This window comes from Klebsiella michiganensis (assembly GCF_002925905.1).
Taxonomy (GTDB): Bacteria; Pseudomonadota; Gammaproteobacteria; order Enterobacterales; family Enterobacteriaceae; genus Klebsiella; species Klebsiella michiganensis.
The window spans coordinates 39,879-60,229 of sequence record NZ_PRDB01000004.1 but is presented as its reverse complement, the minus strand read 5'-3'; the positions used below and the strand labels follow the sequence as shown (position 1 = coordinate 60,229).

At 56.4% G+C, this 20,351-nt stretch carries 18 protein-coding genes and 1 tRNA gene; 7 read left to right on the top strand and 12 right to left on the bottom strand.

Annotated elements, in window-relative coordinates:
* Positions 1 to 15 precede the first annotated feature (15 nt).
* Entirely contained in the window at positions 16 to 1,197 is a 1,182-nt protein-coding gene (locus CDA56_RS11135) for an aminotransferase-like domain-containing protein (protein WP_014226856.1), read from the top strand.
* A gap of 333 nt (positions 1,198 to 1,530) precedes the next feature.
* On the opposite strand, the gene CDA56_RS11130 is transcribed toward CDA56_RS11135, so the two are convergent.
* The 4 genes from CDA56_RS11130 to CDA56_RS11115 form a co-directional block, all read right to left on the bottom strand.
* A complete protein-coding gene (locus CDA56_RS11130) occupies positions 1,531 to 1,719 on the bottom strand; it encodes a hypothetical protein (protein ID WP_014226855.1) in 189 nt (62 codons plus the stop codon).
* Positions 1,720 to 1,992: 273 nt separating this feature from the next.
* Positions 1,993 to 3,912 carry a tyrosine-protein phosphatase gene (locus tag CDA56_RS11125; protein ID WP_102803249.1) on the bottom strand — a complete coding sequence of 640 codons (1,920 nt, stop codon included), beginning with the start codon at positions 3,910 to 3,912 and terminating at the stop codon, positions 1,993 to 1,995.
* Positions 3,913 to 4,175: 263 nt separating this feature from the next.
* Positions 4,176 to 4,514: a hypothetical protein gene (locus tag CDA56_RS11120; protein ID WP_032692867.1), complete on the bottom strand. Its 339-nt coding sequence runs from the start codon at positions 4,512 to 4,514 to the stop codon at positions 4,176 to 4,178.
* A gap of 106 nt (positions 4,515 to 4,620) precedes the next feature.
* The gene (locus CDA56_RS11115; protein ID WP_014226852.1) at positions 4,621 to 5,223 is read right to left on the bottom strand and encodes a short chain dehydrogenase; all 603 of its coding nucleotides are present in this window, start codon (positions 5,221 to 5,223) and stop codon (positions 4,621 to 4,623) included.
* A 98-nt stretch (positions 5,224 to 5,321) separates the two neighbouring features.
* Here CDA56_RS11115 and CDA56_RS11110 point away from each other — a divergent pair, with 98 nt between their 5' ends.
* Positions 5,322 to 6,221 carry a LysR family transcriptional regulator gene (locus tag CDA56_RS11110; protein WP_103813974.1) on the top strand — a complete coding sequence of 300 codons (900 nt, stop codon included), beginning with the start codon at positions 5,322 to 5,324 and terminating at the stop codon, positions 6,219 to 6,221.
* A gap of 79 nt (positions 6,222 to 6,300) precedes the next feature.
* Here CDA56_RS11110 and CDA56_RS11105 read toward each other — a convergent pair whose 3' ends face one another.
* Both CDA56_RS11105 and CDA56_RS11100 read right to left on the bottom strand, forming a co-directional pair.
* Entirely contained in the window at positions 6,301 to 7,446 is a 1,146-nt protein-coding gene (locus CDA56_RS11105; RefSeq protein ID WP_004854188.1) for a trans-sulfuration enzyme family protein, read from the bottom strand.
* A gap of 10 nt (positions 7,447 to 7,456) precedes the next feature.
* The gene (locus CDA56_RS11100; RefSeq protein ID WP_025105933.1) at positions 7,457 to 8,827 is read right to left on the bottom strand and encodes a pyridoxal-phosphate dependent enzyme; all 1,371 of its coding nucleotides are present in this window, start codon (positions 8,825 to 8,827) and stop codon (positions 7,457 to 7,459) included.
* Between the two features lie 545 nt (positions 8,828 to 9,372).
* On the opposite strand from CDA56_RS11100, the gene CDA56_RS11090 reads away from it, so the two are divergent.
* Positions 9,373 to 10,761 (top strand): SLC13 family permease, encoded by a 1,389-nt coding sequence (locus CDA56_RS11090; RefSeq protein ID WP_049082823.1) that lies wholly within the window; start codon positions 9,373 to 9,375, stop codon positions 10,759 to 10,761.
* 134 nt (positions 10,762 to 10,895) lie between these two features.
* Here the strand turns inward: CDA56_RS11090 and CDA56_RS11085 are convergent.
* Positions 10,896 to 10,971, bottom strand: a tRNA-Phe gene (locus CDA56_RS11085).
* Between the two features lie 105 nt (positions 10,972 to 11,076).
* On the bottom strand, positions 11,077 to 11,793 hold the full coding sequence (locus tag CDA56_RS11080) for a DUF554 domain-containing protein (RefSeq protein ID WP_004135818.1): 717 nt from the start codon (positions 11,791 to 11,793) through the stop codon (positions 11,077 to 11,079).
* Between the two features lie 437 nt (positions 11,794 to 12,230).
* Here CDA56_RS11080 and CDA56_RS11070 point away from each other — a divergent pair, with 437 nt between their 5' ends.
* Positions 12,231 to 14,369: an ornithine decarboxylase gene (locus tag CDA56_RS11070; protein ID WP_103813972.1), complete on the top strand. Its 2,139-nt coding sequence runs from the start codon at positions 12,231 to 12,233 to the stop codon at positions 14,367 to 14,369.
* A 67-nt stretch (positions 14,370 to 14,436) separates the two neighbouring features.
* Here the strand turns inward: CDA56_RS11070 and CDA56_RS11065 are convergent, their stop codons facing one another.
* The 4 genes from CDA56_RS11065 to mutY all read right to left on the bottom strand — a co-directional run bounded on the left by CDA56_RS11065 (position 14,437) and on the right by mutY (position 18,381).
* Positions 14,437 to 15,693, bottom strand: a complete 1,257-nt coding sequence (locus CDA56_RS11065) for a nucleoside permease (protein ID WP_009651814.1) — start codon at positions 15,691 to 15,693, stop codon at positions 14,437 to 14,439.
* 193 nt (positions 15,694 to 15,886) lie between these two features.
* Positions 15,887 to 16,969, bottom strand: a complete 1,083-nt coding sequence (mltC, locus tag CDA56_RS11060) for a membrane-bound lytic murein transglycosylase MltC (protein ID WP_103813970.1) — start codon at positions 16,967 to 16,969, stop codon at positions 15,887 to 15,889.
* Between the two features lie 50 nt (positions 16,970 to 17,019).
* Positions 17,020 to 17,295, bottom strand: a complete 276-nt coding sequence (locus CDA56_RS11055; RefSeq protein ID WP_004854175.1) for an oxidative damage protection protein — start codon at positions 17,293 to 17,295, stop codon at positions 17,020 to 17,022.
* 27 nt (positions 17,296 to 17,322) lie between these two features.
* Positions 17,323 to 18,381, bottom strand: coding sequence for an A/G-specific adenine glycosylase (gene mutY, locus CDA56_RS11050; RefSeq protein ID WP_009651815.1), 1,059 nt, complete (start codon positions 18,379 to 18,381; stop codon positions 17,323 to 17,325).
* Between the two features lie 136 nt (positions 18,382 to 18,517).
* Here mutY and trmB point away from each other — a divergent pair, with 136 nt between their 5' ends.
* The 3 genes from trmB to CDA56_RS11035 are packed head-to-tail and all read left to right on the top strand — an operon-like array spanning position 18,518 to position 20,333.
* Positions 18,518 to 19,237, top strand: a complete 720-nt coding sequence (gene trmB / locus CDA56_RS11045) for a tRNA (guanosine(46)-N7)-methyltransferase TrmB (RefSeq protein WP_004854170.1) — start codon at positions 18,518 to 18,520, stop codon at positions 19,235 to 19,237.
* Positions 19,237 to 19,563, top strand: a complete 327-nt coding sequence (locus CDA56_RS11040) for a YggL family protein (RefSeq protein WP_004854168.1) — start codon at positions 19,237 to 19,239, stop codon at positions 19,561 to 19,563. The genes trmB and CDA56_RS11040 overlap by 1 nt, the downstream gene beginning before the upstream one ends.
* Before the next feature lie 50 nt (positions 19,564 to 19,613).
* On the top strand, positions 19,614 to 20,333 hold the full coding sequence (locus tag CDA56_RS11035) for a YggN family protein (protein WP_009651812.1): 720 nt from the start codon (positions 19,614 to 19,616) through the stop codon (positions 20,331 to 20,333).
* The last annotated feature ends 18 nt before the right edge of the window (positions 20,334 to 20,351 follow it).

Sequence of the window (20,351 nt, the reverse complement as noted above, 5' to 3'; positions counted from 1 at the left end):
GAAAAGGAAAATAGTATGCACGATCGGCGACTCGCCGCCCGCGCGGGTGAACTTAAGCCCTCCGCCGTCCGCGAACTCCTCAAGCACAGTAAGCTGCCCGGCGTTATCTCTCTGGGCGGCGGTATTCCGGCCCCGGAGCTTTTTGATACCGAAGGCCTGAACCTGGCGGTGCAACAGGTGATGAACGGGCGCTTTAACGATGCGTTCCAGTACGGTTTGACCGAAGGTTATCCGCCGCTGCGTCAGGCCGTTAGCGAACTGTGTCAGGCGCGCGGCGTGGCCTGTTCGGCAAGTCATGTCTATATCACTTCCGGTTCGCAGCAGTCGCTGGATATCGTCGCCCGCACCCTGCTCGATCCGGGTGATGCGATTGTCGTTGAGCGTCCGACCTATCTGGCGGCGCTGCAGGTCTTCCAGCTGGCGCAGGCCAATATTCTCAGCGTGGATACCGACGATGACGGCATGCTGGTGGAACAGCTGGCCGATCTGCTGGAAACCACGCGTGTGAAAGCCGTTTACCTGGTGCCGACGTTTGGCAACCCTGGCGGGAAAACCCTGAGCGAAGCTCGTCGCCGCCGCCTGGTTGAGCTGGCGAAAAAGCACGACTTCGTCATTATCGAAGACGATCCGTACGGTGAAATCAGCTTCACTGATGAAGTTCGCCGCCCGCTGTATCAGTATGCGGTTGAGCTGGGCTGTGAAGATCAGGTGGTTTATACCTCCACCTTCTCCAAAATCCTCGCGCCGGGGATGCGTATTGGCTGGATCGTGATGCCGGACTGGCTGGCGCAGCAGACGGTGATCGTTAAACAGGCGGCGGATCTGCACACTAATATGCTCTCGCAGGTCATCACCGCGGAATACCTGAGCATGAACCGTCTGGAAAGCCAGATTGCCCTGATCCGCGAAGATTACCGCAAGAAGTGCGTGGCGCTGGCCGACGCGCTGGAATCGCAGCTTGGCGAGCATCTGGCGTTCAGCCGTCCTAAAGGCGGTATGTTCCTGTGGGCTCGCTTCCGTTATCCGTTCGATACCATGGAATGGATGAAGAAAACGCTGGAAAATGGCGTGGTCTACGTACCAGGAGAAGCGTTCTATAACGATAACCCGGATACCCGCACGCTGCGCCTGTCCTACTCGACGGTGTCGACAGAGGGTCTGATGACCGCCGTCGAGCGCCTGGCGAAGTCGCTGTAATCGCCGTGCTCCGCGCCGTCGGCGGCGCGGGGCTCCCTTCTCGTTTTCTTCTTTAAGCCCCTGTTTTTATGCGAATGCATGATCTGCCGGCGGGCGAAAATCATCAGTGCGTAATGTGAAAACGGGATTGGCGGGTTTTTTGAATCGCCCGCAGCCGATGGCTACGGGCGAGAGAAACACAGAGGCGGGCGGTTTTGCGGCTTATCGCCGGCCCGGGTCGTTAATCCTGGTCGGTAATGCGATCGTCAAGCCAGATCAGCATCAACGTGGAAAGAAAAGCAACAGCGACGGTACCAATAGCTAACAGCATAAGAAGAGCCTCAGGGGTTTTTATTATTTTTCTGCTTTGACCGATGAGCGATTATTTCTGTCTGTGATGGTGACTTTTGTTCCTGACTGGGATGTTGCGAGGGTGAAAAAATCGTCAGCATCAATATCGAAATTGAGAACGATTTCTTTGTACTTCCCACAATTCATTAACTCTTTTGCTTCTTTCATACTACTGGCTGTAATAGTAGGCATCAGTTTCATCTCGTTTAAAAACTGAGAAGCAAAATAAGAGCTTGTCGATACCAGATCAACTACTTTTTATGGTAAGGACAATCATGCATCAGATTGATGATTGCCGCTGCCAGTAGCGGATTGAAACATAATTTCTGTTTTACCTTTCCTGCCAGCGTTTCGTTTTGCCCATGGCGGCGAAAAATGCGCCGATCCTCGGCGGTGTATGTTTAACCGCTTTGCATTTTCGTGGCTAAGAGCAGGCCGCCCGCGGCGGCGGCCTGCTGGGGATGTTTAAAAGGCGTAGCCCACGCTAAGGCTGCCGCTGTAGCCGTGGCTGTCGCCGCCGCTGGCGACGTCAGCCTGGCCGCCAAGGTTCAGGCTCAGCGCACCGCGCGTGATGCTCAAACTGGCGCCAGCGTTGACCATGTCACGGCTATCGAAGGCCGCGTTCTGTACGACCTCATAGTGATAAACCTGTCCCTGAGTGCGTACCGAAGGGCCGCTGAAACTGTGTTCATAGCCGATATTTATCGCCGGCGCGAAGCGCCAGCCGCCGCCGTTTTGCGAATGAAATGCGATACTCACATTGGCAATACCGCTGGCGTTATTTTCACTGACGCGGTCGACGTTGAGCGCCAGCTCGCTGCCGCTTTCGCGGAAAGCGTCCATCCGCAGTTGGGTCAGGCGGGTCCCGACGGCGTACTCAACGCTGGCAAAATCGAGCGGACTGACGTAGCCGAGGCGCAGCGTGCCGCCAACCAGCTGGCCATGGGTATCGCCGGTGGCCGTACCCAGCCCGCCATTCAGCCGGCGCGTACTGCTATAATCGATCCAGCCTGCGTTAAGATCGGCGGCGGCAAAGAGGCCATGATTTAAATCCTCAAAAGCATAGCGACCGCCGAACCCCAGCAGAGTGGTGTTGGCATCCGCATCGGCGCTGGCGCTGCCCAGCGAGCCCCAGCTATATCCCAGAGTGCCGTAGCCGCTAAGCTGCGCGTTAAACCGCCAGGTATAGCCCAGCAGCGAGCCGGTGGTATGCTCATTACTGCTGGCGGCGCGGGCGGAACCATCGGTGCCAAGATAGCCGCTAAGCCCGGTCAGCCACAGTTTTCCTTCCCCATCCCGCAGCTGACGGCTATCAATATTCGGCGTTAACGCCCTGTCTAATCGCGAGCCGCTGCGCAGCAGGTAGCTGGCGGCGTCCGCGTAAATCTGCCCGCCGACCTGAGTCTCCACGCCGCCGAGGGTTCCGGCATCAATGGCCGATTGCAGATAATAGTTATAGTCGGTGTAGCGGCCCGATAGCTCGCTGTTTTGCAGGGCGTTAAGCAGCGCAGCGCCCTGCGCCGCATTCCCCCGCAGTTCGCTTTGTCCCGGCAGCTGGCCGTACTGCACCATTTTGCCGCGCAGGACGTAGAGCGTCTCCTGCGACAGCCCCAGGCCCTGCTTCAGATAGTTATCCACCGATCCGTACTCGCGGCTGATTTCATCCAGCCCGGCCTGAAGATAGCTGGCATCGACGCCCAGCAGCGGCTCGTAAATCGCCGCCATGGCGGGGGGCATCATCGCCAGGGTCGTTTCGACGCGCTGGCGGGTATAGTCGTTGGTGGCGAGGTAGTTTTCCATAATGGTCCCCTCATCGACGCCGGCAATGTTCAGCAGCATCGCGGCGGTCCAGCCGGTGCGGTCCTTGCCCGCGGTACAATGGAACAGCGCTGCGCCGTCGGCGCTGGCCAGATCGTTAAATAGCGTGGTGAACCGGGCGCGCATCCCGGCATCGCTGACGAAGGAGACGTTGGTCTGCTGCATCATCGCTTTGGCTTCAGCGGCGCTACTGAACGTTATTGAGGTGATGTTGCTGCCCGAAGCGGTGTTGCCGATGATATCAATATGGGTATATCTCGCCCCGTCGGGCATCACGTCCGGGCTGCTGGCGATTTCGCTGGCCGTGCGCAAATCATAAACATCGCTGATACCGAGCGTGCTCAGCGTCGCCTGGTCCGCGGAGGATAATGCCAGGGCATTAGAACGATAAAAAACGACGGTGCGCAGGGTGCCGTCGTGGCTGGTGGTATAAACAGACGTCGTGCCAGCGATATCGCGGAAATTATCCATCGTAGCGAGTACGGGCGTATTTATCGGCGCAGCGTAGAGCACGCCGGAAACGGCGGCGGCGACCAGAGAGAGCGAAACGGGAATATAACGAATCAAAATAAGCCTCGATAATTATTGGTTATAATTTACTGTTTATTAAGGCCTGGAAATATAAGAGGAGATTGTGATGGAATTATTTCCAGAACGATTTTTTTAAAATAAATAGGGTGATAATAACGTCAGGATATCGATTAAATATAACTTTTTCGCGCGCTAAATACTGTTATTCATTCGCCATGTTTATGTTTAACATTCCGCTCGTCGCAGCAGAATGTTATTTTCTATTATTGTCAGCGAGTCATTTTGCGCAGTAATACGCCTTAATCCGGGCGCTGCTTTTCGCTCATCAGCTGGCGACAGCGCTGCTGGTCCTGGCTGATACTTTTCTGCTCTTCCGGCGTCAACTGCTGCCAGGTGTCCAGCATCCGTTGGCCCAGAGCGGGCACGTAGTGGGTCTTATGCAGCGCATAATCCGAATTGCCGCCTTCAATCATATTTTCCATATCGCGGAGAAACGCACGGCTGTCCTGATGGTCAATAACGCAGAAGACGGAGCGGTAGTACGCGACGTCCTCTTCGGCGTAGCGGGGCGTGAACCACCAGATAAGTAGAGCGATAAGCGCCAAAAGCGGGGCAATAAAAACGAGTTTCTTCAACATGAGTCATTCAAAAAGGCAAATTGAAGGATCAGTGTAGCCGTTGATGAAACAGGATGTAAGCGCCGTCGCGGGCCGGCAGCGTAATTCCGGCCCGCAGCGGCGCCGGTCAGTAGCCGACCTTATAGATCCGTCCGCTCTGAACGCCTTCTACGCTACGGCGGTAGGCCTGAGCCACGCTGGCGGCGGGGACGCTGGTAAAACCGGGGAAGAAACCGTCGTAGGCTGCCGCCGATTCCGTTAATACGGTGGGGCTAATCAGGTTAATTCGTATTCCGCGCGGCAGTTCGCAGGCGGCGGCGCGAACGAATCCTTCCAGCCCGGCGTTGACGGTGGTTGCATTGACGCCCTGAGCGATGGGCTCATGGGCGACGATCCCGCTAATCAGCGTAATAGATCCGCCGTCGTTCAGATAATGCTGGCCGGTCAGCGCCAGGCGAATCTGCCCCAGTAGTTTATCCTGTAAGCCCTGGTTGAAATCGCTGTCGGTCATGGTCGCCAGCGGGCCAAAGAAGAGATTGCCGGTGGCGGAAACAATCGCGTCTACCCGACCGGTTTTCGCAAACAGGTTCTGCACGCTCTGCTGTGAGGTGATATCGACCTGATAGTCGCCCTGAGTGCGGCCGACGCGAATGACTTCATGACGCTGGTTTAATTCTTGCGCAACCGCGCGGCCAACGGTACCGCTGGCGCCAATAATGATGATTTTCATAGCAGGTTCCTCTCTCGGGTGAGAGGCTATTCTTTAATAAAACAAATATCGGATAAACTGGCTAAAAGTTAAATAATTACTAACCAGGGGTTTGTAATATGGATAAGCTGCGGGCGATGGAGACCTTTATTGCGGTCGTGGAGTGCGGAAGCTTTACCGGTGCCGCAGCGCGGCTCGAGATGTCGGCGGTGATGGTCGGGAAATATATCGCGCTGATCGAGCGGCAGCTTAATACCCGTCTTCTTGAGCGCAATACCCGTCGCCAGAGCCTGACCGACGCCGGGCGGGTCTATTTTGACGAGGCGAAACGCGTCCTGGAGCAGGTCTCCATCGCCGAAAGTTCAGTGGAGAGACTACGGGTCGCGCCCGCGGGCACGCTGCGGGTAAGCGCGCCGACGTCGTTTGGCGCCTGCGTGATTGCCCCGCTGACCGCCACGTTTCTGCAGGCCTGGCCCGACGTGCGCGTGGAGCTGGATCTGACCAACCGGATGGTCGATCTGGTGGATGAGGGCATCGATCTGGCGATCCGCATCGGCGAGATCCGCAATAACGATCTGGTGGCAAAGTATCTCGCGCCCTACCGGATGACGATCTGCGCCGCGCCCGGGTATTTAGCCCGCCACGGTACGCCGACAACGCCTGCGGACCTGGCCGATCATCTCTGTTTGTCGCATACGGTGTGGACCGCGCGCAATGAGTGGAAGCTGCCGGGCGCGGAGGAGGGCGTACGCTGGAAGCGCGACGCTGTTCTGCGCTGTAATGATGGCTACGCGCTGCGAACGGCGGCGATCGCCGGCGCCGGGCTGCTGCTGCAGCCGGAAGTGCTGCTGGCGGATGCGCTCGAGTGCGGCAAACTGGTGCGCGTGCTCGAGGCGTATACCCCGCAGCCGAGGCCGATTCACCTGCTCTGGCGGCAGGATCTGCGGCCGCTGCCGAAGCTGACGCGCTTTGTTGAGCATCTTCTGCAGGGGCAGGGCCAGAACGGGCAGACTGCTTAATTCTCTGCCGGGCGGCGGGCCTGATGTGATAGGGGATCTTGCCGCCCGGCAAGGCGTTAGCCGCCGCCGGGCAATCTGCTTAGTCGCGCAGCGCGTGGCGCCAGTCGGCGATCAGATCCTGCGGATCTTCAATGCCTACCGACAGCCGAATCAGCTGCGGAGTAATGCCGTTGGCTAAACGCTGCTCCAGCGGGATCGACGCGTGAGTCATGCTAAACGGCTGGCTCACGAGGCTTTCCACGCCGCCGAGGCTCTCCGCGAGGGTAAACAGCTTCAGCTTACGAATAATCCGCTCGGCGTAGCCATCGTCGCCTTTGACCACCACGGAGATCATTCCGCCGGGAAGCGCCATCTGCCTGCGCGCCAGCTGATGATGCGGATGCGAGGCCAGCCACGGGAACCAGACCCTTTCGACCTGCGGCTGCTGCTCCAGCCACTCGGCGAGCAGCAGCGCATTGCTGCTGTGGCGCTCCATACGCAGCGCCAGGGTACGAATACCGCGCAGCGTCAGGAAGCTGCTGAACGGGTCGAGGACGCCGCCGACCGCGTTTTGCAGGTAGCCCAGCTTTTCCGCCAGCGCGGCGTTGTCGCCGACCACCGCCAGCCCGGCGACCACATCGGAGTGGCCGTTAAGGTATTTGGTCGCCGAATGCACCACGATATCAAAGCCCAGCTCCAGCGGACGATGGATAGCCGGCGAGGCGAAGGTGTTGTCGGTGACGCTGATAATATTGTGCCGCCGCGCAATGGCGGCGATGGCGCTGAGGTCGGCCAGCTTAAGCAGCGGGTTGGTCGGCGTTTCAACCCAGATCATGCGCGTATCGGGCCGAATAGCCGCTTCGATGGCCGCCAGATCGTCGGGCTTCACCCAGCTCACCCGCAGGCCGGCGCTGCGGCGGCGAACGTTTTCAATCAGCCGGTATGTACCGCCGTAGACGTCGTCGACGGCGACCAGGTGGCTGTCTTTATCCAGCAGCTCTAGCACGGTTGAGATGGCCGCAAGGCCGGAAGCAAAGGCGTAGCCGCGCGTGCCGCTTTCCAGGTCGGCAATCGCCGTCTCCAGCGCGTGACGGGTCGGGTTGCCGCTGCGCGAATATTCGTACCCGGTATGCTGGCCCGGCGCGGGCTGAGCAAAGGTGGAGGTGGCATAAATAGGCGGCATCACCGCGCCGTGTTCATCGGTAAATGTGCCGCTATGTACGCTCAGGGTATGCAAATTTGTCATTGAGAAGTCCTTACTGTTCGAGTCGGTTACGCCAGGTGGTCAGCACATCGCTGCGGGTAATGAGGCCAAGAAAACGATCGTTGTCGGCGATAACGGCCACCAGGCCGCGATCGAAAATGGCCTTCAGCGCGCTTTCCGGCGCGTGCTTATCCAGGGTCTCCACGTTACGGGTCATCGCTTCCCTGACCGGCAGAGAAAAGCGTTGACTGTCGCCCTGGACGTGGCTAATCAGATCCCATTCGTCGACGATGCCGACGACGCGGCCGTTTTCCAGCACCGGCAGCTGCGAGATGTCGTAGAGGCGCATACGCGCGAGGATGGCCGCCAGGGTATCGTCCGGCGCGGCGGTGACGGTTGCCCCTTCGTCGTGGCGCAGAGCGATAAAATCGCTGAGGTCGCCGCGCGATGGACGGCTTAAAAAGCCCTGCTGGCGCATCCAGTCATCGTTAAACATCTTTGATAGATATTTATTGCCGCTGTCGCAGGCGAAGGTCACCACGCGTTTAGGGGATGTCTGCGCCCGGCAGTAGCGCAGGGCGGCGGTGAGCAGCGTTCCGGTAGAGGAGCCTGCCAGAATGCCTTCAACCTGCAGCAGCTGGCGGGCGGTGGCGAAAGCTTCGCTATCGGTGACGCGGTATGCGCTGCGGACGCCTTCAAGATGGGCCAGCGGCGGAATAAAGTCTTCGCCGATCCCTTCCACCAGCCAGGAGCCGGTTTCGCCGTAGCGCCCGGTTTCGACCTGGTCCGCCAGAATGGAGCCCGCCGGATCGGCGAGGATAAATTCCGTTTCAGGGGAGTGCTCAGCAAACCAGGCCTGAAGCCCGCCGAGCGTTCCGCCGGAGCCGACGCCGACGACGATTGCGTCAATATCGCCATCCAGCTGCTGGAAGATCTCCGGGGCAGTGGTGGTGGCATGCGCCAGCGGGTTAGCCTCGTTATTAAACTGGTCGATATAAAAGGCACCTGGCGTTTCGTCGGCAAGGCGCCGGGCGTAGTCCTGATAGTAGGCGGGATGGCCTTTGTTAACGTCCGATCGGGTAAGCTGCACCTGCGCTCCCAGCGCGCGCAGATGGAAAATCTTCTCGCGGCTCATTTTGTCCGGCACCACCAGAATCAGGCGATAATTTTTCTGCGCGGCGATCAGCGCCAGACCGAGGCCGGTATTGCCGGCGGTGGCTTCGATAATCGTGCCGCCGGGTTTTAATTTCCCTTCGCGCTCTGCCTGCGTAATCATGGATAGCGCGACGCGGTCTTTTATCGAGCCGCCGGGATTTTGATTTTCCAGTTTTAGAAACAGGCTGCAGGGGCCGGTATCAAGCTTATGGAGCTGCAGCAGGGGAGTATGACCAATCAGGTCGCTAACGGAATGAAAAACTGACATAACATTTTGCCCATTCGTATCGAGATGATTTGAATGGTAGGGCTGCAAAATTGGCATTTTAAAGAACTTTTGTCTGCCGCTAAGAGCAAAAAGGAATATAAGATGCTTTTTAGCCGTCCGGAGGGAAAGGTAGTTAGCCGCCTGGGTGTGTTGATTTCCAGAATAGCGCGCTTTTGCCCGGTTTTTCACCGAATTATCCGTTTTTACGCGCTGCTTTATCTCTATTTCAGAAATGGATTGCCGAAAATAATCGATGGATCTCTGGGGCTATTTTAGATGTTGGTGAAACTATCAACGCCGCGTATACCGGCGCGGCAGCCAAAGACAGAAATTCAGACGAAGGAAATTAAAGCTAATAAAGTCGGCCTGCTCGCTTCAATAAATCGTCTATATCAGGAACCTCTTTCCGGAAATATCCTGACCTGGGTGTCATTCAGGCGGGAAATTGTCTGGTACGATCCAGTTAACAGAACAGGAACATAATTTATACCTGAAAGACATATACATGTAATGATTCAGTCGTAACCAGTTACAAGGAAGCTACTATGAATAAAAACGACATGAGTCCTTTACCCACCAATACCCATGAGTGGTTTTTTAATCGTAACAGCATCATCATTTTGCTCGATATTGTTTTGTTTATCGTTCTCTACAACACGCTACCCTATGAGCCGAAGGTGGTCATGGGGCTGAGTATGCTCGCTTTTATCGCCGTATTATGGTTAACGGAAGCGCTGCACGTGACCGTTACGGCAATCATGGTTCCCGTCATGGCCGTGCTGCTGGGGGTATTTAATACCCAGGCGGCGCTAAACAGTTTCGCCAACTCAACGATATTCCTTTTCCTCGGCGGTTTTGCTCTGGCGGCGGCGATGCATGTGCAGGGGCTGGATAAAGTCATTGCCGATAAGGTATTAGCGATGGCGAGGGGTAAAATGCGCCTCGCGGTCTTTATGCTATTTGGCGTGACGGCGCTGCTGTCAATGTGGATCAGTAATACGGCGACGGCCGCAATGATGATGCCGCTGGTATTGGGGATCCTGAGTAAAGTCGATGGCAAAAACCGCCATTCGACCTATGTGTTTGTGCTCCTCGGTATTGCCTATAGCGCCAGCATTGGCGGAATGGCGACCATCGTCGGCAGTCCACCGAATGCGATTGCCGCCGCCGAGGTGGGGCTCTCCTTCTTTGACTGGATGAAGTTCGGTTTCCCGGCAATGATCGTCTTACTGCCTGTCGCTATTGCGATTCTTTACCTCGTGTTCAGGCCGGAACTTAAGGGGACCTTCGAAACGAATAGTGAACAGGTCGATTGGGATAAAGGCAAAATAGTCACCCTGGCTATTTTTGGCCTTACCGTATTCTTCTGGATTTTCAGCGGACCCATTAACGATCTGCTGGGCGGTTTTAAATCCTTCGATACCATCGTGGCTTTAGGCGCCATTATATTAGTCAATTTCGCCCGGGTGGTTCACTGGAAGGATATAGAGAAAACGGCTGACTGGGGCGTGCTGTTATTATTCGGCGGCGGTATCTGCTTAAGTAATGTGTTGAAAGAGACGGGCACCAGCCTGTTCCTGGCAAACCAGATTAGCGGGATGGTGGCTCATATGGGGATATTTATTATTATCCTGGTGATTGCAACATTCGTGGTGTTTCTGACCGAGTTTGCCAGTAATACGGCCAGCGCCGCTTTGCTCATTCCCGTATTTGCCTCAGTGGCCGAAGCGTTCGGCATGTCTCCTGTGATTCTGTCGGTATTGATTGCCATTGCGGCTTCATGCGCTTTTATGCTGCCCGTGGCGACGCCGCCAAACGCTATCGTTTTCGCCACCGGCCATATCAAGCAGCAGGAGATGATGCGCGCCGGCCTGTTTTTGAATGTCGCTTGTATCGTCGTTTTGACCGGATTTAGCATGTTGTTTTGGGTATAACTTCTGATAAGCGAGTTTCCACCCAATATCTTGCAAATTAAGACTGCTGTGCGGCGAATAATCGAACGCAGTTCGATGGAGAGTCCGGCCGCAGAAAAGCAAAAACCCGCCTTTTGGGCGGGTTCTTTAAATAGTGGTGCCCGGACTCGGAATCGAACCAAGGACACGGGGATTTTCAATCCCCTGCTCTACCGACTGAGCTATCCGGGCAACGGGGCGCATTAAACCTGATTCACCGCACCTCGTCAACGAAATTTATCTGTTTCGCAGCAGACTGAACAATCTATCACCACATTGCGTCAAAAGCACGCATCTTCAGGCGAAAAACGCCGTCCAGGCCACTGAAATCGGCATCGCCAGCACCAGGGCCGGCAGCATATTCACCACGGCGAACATTTTAATTCCGCAGATGCGCAGACCGGTCGCGACCAGCAGCATACCGCCGACGGCGGTGAAATCCGCCATCATCATCGGCGTGGTTAACGGCATAATCAGCGACGCGCAGGCCGCCAGCGCCAGCTGGATGGCCAGCATCGGTACGCAAATGGCCGAGACGGCCAGCCCCAGGGTGCAGGCGAAGATAGTGGCGGTAAAGAAGTCGAGAAACGCTTTGGCAATGAGAATGCTGGCGTCGCCGGTCATTCCTTCGCGCATCGCGCCGAAAATCCCGGTTCCGCTGGCGCAGAACAGCACGATTATCGCGACGTAGCTTTGAATATAGGACTCATGCGCTGAGACCTTTTTCTGCCCCTTTTTGGGCGAAAGCAGCTGCTGGAGCTTACTGACCAGCGTATTAATGCCTTTCTCCATGTTGCACACTTCGCCGAGCAGCGCGCCCACCAGCGTTGAAAGCACCATCACCGGCAGGTTGGCGCATTTGATCACCAGCAGAATGCCGATGCCCAGCGACGCGAGGCCAAAAATAGAGGTCATTGATGTACGAATCCGTTCCGGCAATCTTTGACTTAAGAGTGCGCCGAGTACGCCGCCCAAAAGGACCGCGCCGGCGTTAATAAATGGCCCTGTAACCACAGCATGACTCCTGTTAATTATCCCTAATGACTGCATTATTATGACGCTAAACGGGCCAAAAGGCTTGCGCATCCGTGGTATGGCTGCATACGTAATTCATCTTGCGCGGTAGATTTAAAGGTGACATGATTGCGCGAATTTTCTCCTCTCCTGAATGAGGCCGCCGTGATGACGACATCGCCGCTACATCGCCGTTGCCGCTGCGTACAGATGCGCAGGCAGCCTCGTCTTGCTACCCTTACACTGCAACTTCTGCCCACCATGCGGTGAGCGTAACGCAGGCTCACTGCAGGACAACAGTAAGATCGGACGCGGTCTGCTTTTACTGATGTCTGGCGGTCGGAGCTGGGATCCAGCCAGACCCTGACATTTCGTTGGCCAGAGCCCAGACGCCCTGGCCGAAGCCTTTTACTCTCCGGAAACGGGTATTCGCGCTCATGAAATCAATGCACATTGCCGCCAGCCGCGAGCTGGTATCCCGCCTGTCCACCCACCGTCGCGTGGTGGCCCTGGACAGTACAGATTTTACCGATGTGGCGGCAGTCGTCATTACCGTAGCGGACAGCCGCAGCGGCATCCTTGCGTTACTGAAACGCACCGGGTTCAACCTGCCGGTTTATCTGTTCAGTGACGCTGACCACGAAAAACCAGAAGGCGTGACGGCCATCGTTAGCGGCAAAGAGCAGGAGTGGCTCGAACTGGAAGCCGCCGCCTGCGGCTATGAAGAGAACCTGCTGCCGCCGTTCTTCGATACGCTGACCCAATACGTTGAGATGGATAACAGCACCTTCGCGTGCCCGGGCCATCAGCACGGCGCCTTCTTTAAGAAGCATCCGGCGGGACGGCAGTTTTTCGACTTCTTTGGTGAAAACGTCTTTCGCGCCGACATGTGCAACGCCGACGTTAAGCTTGGCGATCTGCTGATTCATGAAGGGTCTGCCAAACACGCGCAGAAGTTTGCGGCGAAGGTCTTCAACGCCGATAAAACCTACTTCGTCCTTAACGGCACCTCTGCGGCGAACAAAGTGGTGACCAACGCGCTGCTGACGCGCGGCGATCTGGTACTGTTTGACCGTAACAACCATAAATCCAATCATCATGGCGCGCTGATTCAGGCCGGCGCAACGCCGGTTTATCTCGAAGCGTCGCGCAATCCGTTCGGTTTTATTGGCGGTATCGACGATCGCTGCTTCGATGAGAAATACCTGCGCGAACTGATACGTGAGACGGCGCCGGAAAAAGCCGATGCGCCGCGCCCGTTCCGCCTGGCGGTGATTCAGCTCGGTACTTATGATGGGACGGTGTACAACGCCCGCCAGGTGGTCGATAAAATCGGCGGTCTGTGCGACTACATCCTGTTTGACTCGGCCTGGGTCGGCTACGAGCAGTTTATCCCGATGATGGCCGACTGTTCGCCGCTGCTGCTGGACCTGACGCCGGACGACCCGGGCATTTTTGTCACTCAGTCGGTGCACAAACAGCAGGCCGGTTTTTCGCAAACGTCGCAGATCCATAAAAAAGATAACCACCTGCGCGGACAGGAACGTTTTTGCCCGCATAAGCGGCTCAACAACGCCTTTATGCTGCACGCCTCGACCAGCCCGTTTTATCCGCTGTTCGCCGCTCTGGACGTGAATGCCAAAATTCACGAAGGAGAGAGCGGGCGCCGCCTGTGGGCGGAGTGCGTGGCGCTGGGTATCGAAGCGCGCAAGGCGATTATCGCCAACTGCAAAATGATCCAGCCGTTTATTCCACCGGTGGTGGCGGGGCGTCCGTGGCAGGATCATCCCACTGAAGCCATCGCCCGCGAACGGCGCTTCTTTAGCTTTGAGCCGGGCGCGCGCTGGCACGGCTTCGAAGGCTATGCCAGCGATCAGTATTTCGTTGACCCCTGTAAACTGCTGCTGACGACGCCGGGGATCGATGCGGAGAGCGGAAAATATACCGATTTTGGTATCCCGGCGACCATTCTGGCCCACTACCTGCGCGAAAACGGCATCGTGCCGGAGAAGTGCGATCTGAACTCCATTCTGTTCCTGCTGACGCCCGCAGAGAGCGCCGAGAAGCTGGCTCAGCTGGTGGCGATGCTCGCCCAGTTTGAGCAGCATATTGAATCCGACACCCCGCTGGCCGACGTTCTGCCGACCATCTTTAATAAATATCCGGTGCGCTATCGGGATTACACCATCCGCGAGCTGTGCCAGGAAATGCATAACCTGTACGTCAGCTTTGACGTGAAGGATTTGCAAAAAGAGATGTTCCGCAAGAGGAGCTTCCCGCGCGCGGTGATGAACCCGCAGGACGCCAACCGCGAGTTTATTCGCGGTAACGTTGAACTGGTGCGCTTAAGCGAAGCAGAAGGGCGCATTACGGCGGAGGGCGCGCTGCCGTATCCACCGGGCGTGCTGTGCGTCGTGCCTGGCGAAATCTGGGGCGGGGCGGTGCTGCGCTATTTTCTGGCGCTGGAGGAAGGCGTCAATATGCTGCCGGGCTTCTCGCCGGAGCTCCAGGGGGTCTACAGCGAAACGGACCCTGACGGCATTAAGCGGCTATATGGCTATGTGCTGAAAGCATAAAAAACGCGCCCCGTTGATAACACCGGGGCGCGTTTTTTTATTCGTAAATCTGGGGTAAGCCGTTTATTTAATGTGCGACGGTCTGCGCCCCGGTTGGTACGCGGACGTGCTTGTACTTAAACAGCGCCACAAAGGCAAAAGCCAGAACCAGCGAATAGCCGGCGAAAATCAGCCATACGGTTTGCCAGTCGGTAATCCCTTCGACGGTAAAGTGCTCCACCACTTTGCCGCTTACCATCCCGCCAAGTATGCAGCCGAAGCCGTTGGTCATCATCAGGAACATCCCCTGCGCGCTGGCACGGATTTCCGGGCGAACCTCTTTTTCCACAAACACCGAACCCGAGATGTTGAAGAAGTCGAAGGCGCAGCCATAAACGATCATCGACAGCACCAGTAGCACGGTGCCGAACGGGGTCGGGTCGCCGTAAGCGAACAGGCCGAAGCGCAGCATCCACGCCACGATACTAATCAGCATCACGTTTTTGATGCCGTAGCGGCTGAGGAAGAACGGGATGGTCAGGATGAACAGGGTTTCCGAGATCTGCGAAATCGACATCATCACCGAGGCGTGCTGCACGATAAAGCTGCTGGCGAACAGCGGATCTTTATCAAAGCTGTGCAGGAAGGTGTTGCCGAACATATTGGTGATTTGCAGTTCGGCGCCCAGCATCATCGAGAAAATAAAGAAGATCGCCATACGTTTGTTTTTAAACAGCGCGAAGGCATCAAGGCCCAGCATGGCGGTCCAGCTCTGGTTTTTCTGCTGATTGGCCACCGGAATATGCGGCAGCGTCAGGGTGAAGAGCACCAGCAGCAAGGAGAGCGCCGCGCCGATATAGAGCTGCATATGGCTCAGTTCAAAGCCGGAGAAGCTGACGCCCCACATGGCGAGGATAAAACCAATGGTGCCCCAGATACGAATCGGCGGGAAATCGGTCACGATATCCATATCCGCAGACTGCAGGCGGTAGTACGAAATGGTGTTAATCAGCCCCAGCGTTGGCATATAGGCCAGCGAGTTGAGCAGGATGACGAGGAACATTTCGCCCGGCGTGGTGACCTGGGCGGCGAGCCACAGCGTCAGCGCGCCGACCAGATGGCAAATGGCATAAACCCACTTGGCGCTGATCCATTTATCGGCAACGATACCGAGCAGCGTCGGCATAAACACCGCGGCGATACCGAGTGAGCTATAGACCGCTCCGATGGCCGCACCGTCGAACTTGAGGGTGACGAACATATACGAGCCGAGCGTGGTCAGCCAGCTTCCCCAGAGGCAGAACTGCAGGAACGACAGTACTTTGAGCTGCAGCTTAAGATTCATGTTTTGATCCTCACGGATATAGAATTGTTTTGTGTTTTAAATAACATTTATGGCGTTATTTTGGTTGGATTCTATCATTTATGCGATGGATGCTTTTGTTAACTGCCGCAGAAAATCGCAAAACAGTTGCGCAACTCTATTGTGTATAGCAAAAGGAATACGCCCTTGAGGAAACAAGGGCGCTGGAGGGAGATTACCTGCGGCGGTAGCCTTTCTGCGCCGAGTTAACCTTATACAGATAACGACGCGACTCGGCGGAGGGGTGACGGCTGGTGATGGTCTGATAAACATCGCCCGGCGTCATGTTGTTGATGATATTCGCCGCCTGAACCTTATCGTTGGAGAAGACCCGCAGTACGCTGCCCGCGCCGCCGTTATAGGCGGTGATGACCGCATAGCGACGCGAGGTCGGGTTGGTGATGCCGGACAAATAGACGTTGTTCAGCATCGCCAGATAGGCGGTGCCGGTGTCGATGTTATTGACCGGATCGAACAGATAGCTGCGGCTCGGCAGGCCTGATTTGCCCTGCGAACGGAACACGTCCTTCCCGGCGCTGTGCTGCACCACCTGCATCAGCCCCAGCGCGTCGGCGTGGCTGACCGCATAGGGGTTAAAGGAAGATTCGGTTTGCATAATTGCCAGGATCAGCGATTCATCAACACCGTATTTGCGCGATGCCTGACGGACCATGCCAATGTATTTATGCGCGCGTTTGTCGAGGTGGTTCGGCACCAGGTTGATGGTGATGCTGTAGATCATGCGCGGGCCGTTGCTGCGGCTTTTCAAGCGCGTTTGCAGCAGATAGTCGGCGAAGCGCGAGGCGCGCCACTCCCAGCGAATCGACTCGCCGGTGTTATCCACCACCTGACCGTACAGGAACGGCTCTTTTGAAATCTGAATATCATCGACGTCGGAATAGAGGTCGATGGAGTTCGGGTCGTCGCCCATCAGCAGGGTTTTAATAATCGCCTGGCGCAGGCGCCCGGCCGGGTCGGTCCCGGCGATGGTTTCGACGGTAATCGTCCCCGCATCAAAGTTGATATGGCTACGGGTCTGATACTGGTCGGTGTATTTGACGTAGTCCTTCGGCCCGGCGAGCAGAACTTCGTTATAACCCCAAATATTCTCGATGTTATGGGCGAACTGGCCCATCAGAATGTCAAAGCCGTTGGTGTCCTTTACCCACGCCTCGTTGTACTCGGCGCCTTTTTTGGTTGAGCTGGAACACGAAACGAGCAAAGGCGCAATCAGCGCTAGCGCTAAGTATTTTTTCATCATTCCGGGAGTGCGTGTTGTGTTTATTGTTGTAAAGGGCCGTCAGGCCCTTACTGTTTTTCTGGCGGCGTGTAGCCTTCGATGTGCACGTCTTTACCTTCAAACAGGAACTGAACCATCTCCTGCTCCAGCAGTTTGCGATGCTCCGGGTTCATCATGCTGAGTTTTTTCTCGTTGATCAGCATCGTCTGCTTATGCTGCCACTGGGCCCAGGCTTCTTTGGAGATTTCGTTATAGATGCGTTTGCCCAGCTCGCCCGGGTACAGCTGAAAATCCTGGCCCTCGGCTTCACGCTGCAGGAAAGTACAAAAAATCGTTCTGCTCATTCTTAATCCTCTTTAATCGCCAGAAAGCTAAACCGGTGCTCCGGCTTTTAACTGTTGCAACAAGCGCTCCACGGGAGCCGCCAGACCGACGGACGGCGGCTGCGCTAAGTTATACCAGAGTGCGCCCCCTTCATCCATGCATGCGCCGGATGAGTGCACTGTAAGCCACATCGGCACAATATCCAGATGGAAATGGCTGAAAGTGTGGCGGAACGCGGTTAATTGCGTCAGATTATCGGTCTTAATCTGACGCTGGGCCAGCCACGCCCGCAGGGCATCTTCATCCTCAAACTGCGGGAAGCAGAACAAACCGCCCCATAAGCCCACCGGCGGACGCTGGGAGAGGAACACCTCGTCGCCGTGCTGCATCAGCAGGAAATAGCCGGTACGCTCGGGGATCGTCTGTTTCGGTTTTTTGCCTGGGTATTGAGCCCATGAATGATTTGCGTAAGCCACGCAGCCGTTATTCAGCGGACAGAGCTCGCATTTTGGCTTAGAGCGGGTACACACCATCGCCCCGAGGTCCATCATGGCCTGGTTAAAACGCTCGACGCCTTTGGCCGGCGTGACGTCCTCGGCGATCTCCCACAGGCGTTTCTCAACCTCTTTTTTCCCCGGCCAACCGCTGACAGCATAGCAGCGCGCGAGCACGCGCTTCACGTTACCGTCGAGAATCGGATAATGCTGACCGAGAGAAAGGGATAAAATCGCGCCGGCGGTAGAGCGGCCCACGCCCGGCAGCGCGGCGACTTCATCGAAGGTCTGTGGGAATTTGCCGTCGTGCAGGGTGGCCACCTGCTGCGCCGCTTTATGTAAATTGCGCGCGCGGGCGTAATAGCCCAGGCCGGTCCACAGATGCAGGACTTCATCGAGGGGCGCGTTCGCCAGGTCGGTAATCGTTGGGAAACGCGCCATAAAGCGTTCAAAATAGGGGATGACTGTCGCCACTTGTGTTTGTTGCAACATCACCTCGGAGAGCCATACTTTGTAGGGCGTCTTGCCGATTTGCCAGGGCAGGGTTTTACGCCCGTATTTGTCGTACCAGTCCAGCACCTGGGCTGAAAATTGCGCGGCGGGAAAAGTCAAAGCTACGGCTCCGGGATAGCGATTATAAGGTGGCAGATTGCAGCACAAGGGCGAGAGGCTGTAAACCCTTGCATCCGCCGGGTAACTTTGGATAATGCCCGTTTTCCGAACACTCTCACAAGCAGACTTAACTTTTATGAAAAACGACGTCATATCTCCGGAATTCGATGAAAACGGCCGTCCGCTGCGCCGTATTCGCAGCTTCGTCCGTCGTCAGGGCCGCCTGACCAAAGGTCAGCAGCACGCGCTGGACAATATTTGGCCGGTGATGGGCGTTGAATTTAACGATGCGCCGCTCGATTTCGCCGCGCTGTTTGGCCGTGAGGCGCCGGTCACGCTGGAGATCGGTTTCGGTATGGGCGCTTCGCTGGTGGCGATGGCGAAAGAGAAGCCGCAGCAGAATTTCCTCGGCATTGAAGTGCACTCGCCGGGCGTCGGCGCCTGCCTGGCGTCCGCCGAAGAAGAGGGGGTGCAGAACCTGCGCGTCATGTGCCACGATGCGGTGGAAGTGCTGCATACGATGATTCCGGATAACTCTCTGAGCATGGTGCAGCTGTTTTTCCCTGACCCGTGGCACAAAGCGCGTCATAATAAGCGCCGTATCGTTCAGCCGCCTTTTGCCGAACTGGTGAAAAGTAAACTGAAGCTGGGCGGCGTCTTCCATATGGCGACCGACTGGGAGCAATATGCCGAGCATATGCTGGAAGTGATGTCCTCGCTTGAAGGGTATCGTAACCGGTCTGAAAGCAACGACTATGTGCCGCGCCCGGAATCGCGCCCGGTAACCAAATTTGAACAGCGTGGCCATCGTCTTGGCCACGGCGTATGGGACTTAATGTTCGAGAGGGTGAAATAATGGCAACGAATCGTAGCCGTCGTCTGCGTAAAAAAATGCATATCGACGAGTTTCAGGAAGTGGGTTTTTCCGTCGCGTGGCGTTTCGCGGATGGAACCAGCGAAGAGCAGATCGACCAGACCGTTAACGATCTGATTGATGAGGTGATTGAGCCTAATAAGCTGGCCTTTGACGGCAGCGGTTATCTTTCCTGGGAAGGCCTGATCTGCCTGCAGGAAATCGGCAAATGCACCGAGGAACACCAGGCCATCGTACGTAAATGGCTGGAAGACCGCGGGCTTGCCGATGTACGCACCAGCGAACTTTTTGATATCTGGTGGGACTAAGTTTGACAAGGGTCGGCAACTGCCGGCCCGTTTTGTCTGAAGGGAGTTAAATGATGCGCAAAACGCTGTTGGCATTGGCGCTTTCCGTCACCGCTTTGTCCGCGCATGCGGACTACCAGTGTAGCGTCACGCCGCGTGACGATGTCATCCTCAGCCCGCAGCAGGTGCAGGTAAAAGGCGAAAACGGCGATCTGGTGATTAAGCCGGACGGCAACCTGACCTTTAACGGTAAAGCGTATTCCCTGAACGCCGCTCAGCGCGAGCAGGCTCAGGACTATCAGGCTGGCCTGCGCAGCAGCCTGCCGTGGATTGATGAAGGCGCCCGCACGCGGGTAGAAAAAGGCCGCGCCGCGCTGGATAAAATTATTACCGAACAGGTGGGGGCCAGCAGCAGCATGCATAGCCGCCTGACCAAGCTTGATGCGCAGCTGAAAGCGCAAATGAGCCGCATAATTGAACATCGTAACGATGGCCTGACCTTCCACTATAAAGCCATCGATCAGGTGCGCGCCGACGGCCAGCAGCTGGTAAATCAGGCGATGGGCGGCATTCTGCAGGATAGCATCAACGAGATGGGGGCGAAGGCGGTTCTTAAAGGCGGCGGTAACCCGCTGCAGGGGATCCTCGGCAGCCTTGGCGGCCTGCAAACGGCCATTCAGGATGAATGGAAAAACCAGGAAGCCGATTTCCAGCAGTTTGGTAAGGATGTCTGCAGCCGCGTGGTCTCCCTTGAGGAGAGCCGCAAAGCGCTGGTGGGGTCGTTAAAGTAAGTTTTATTTCGCTACCTG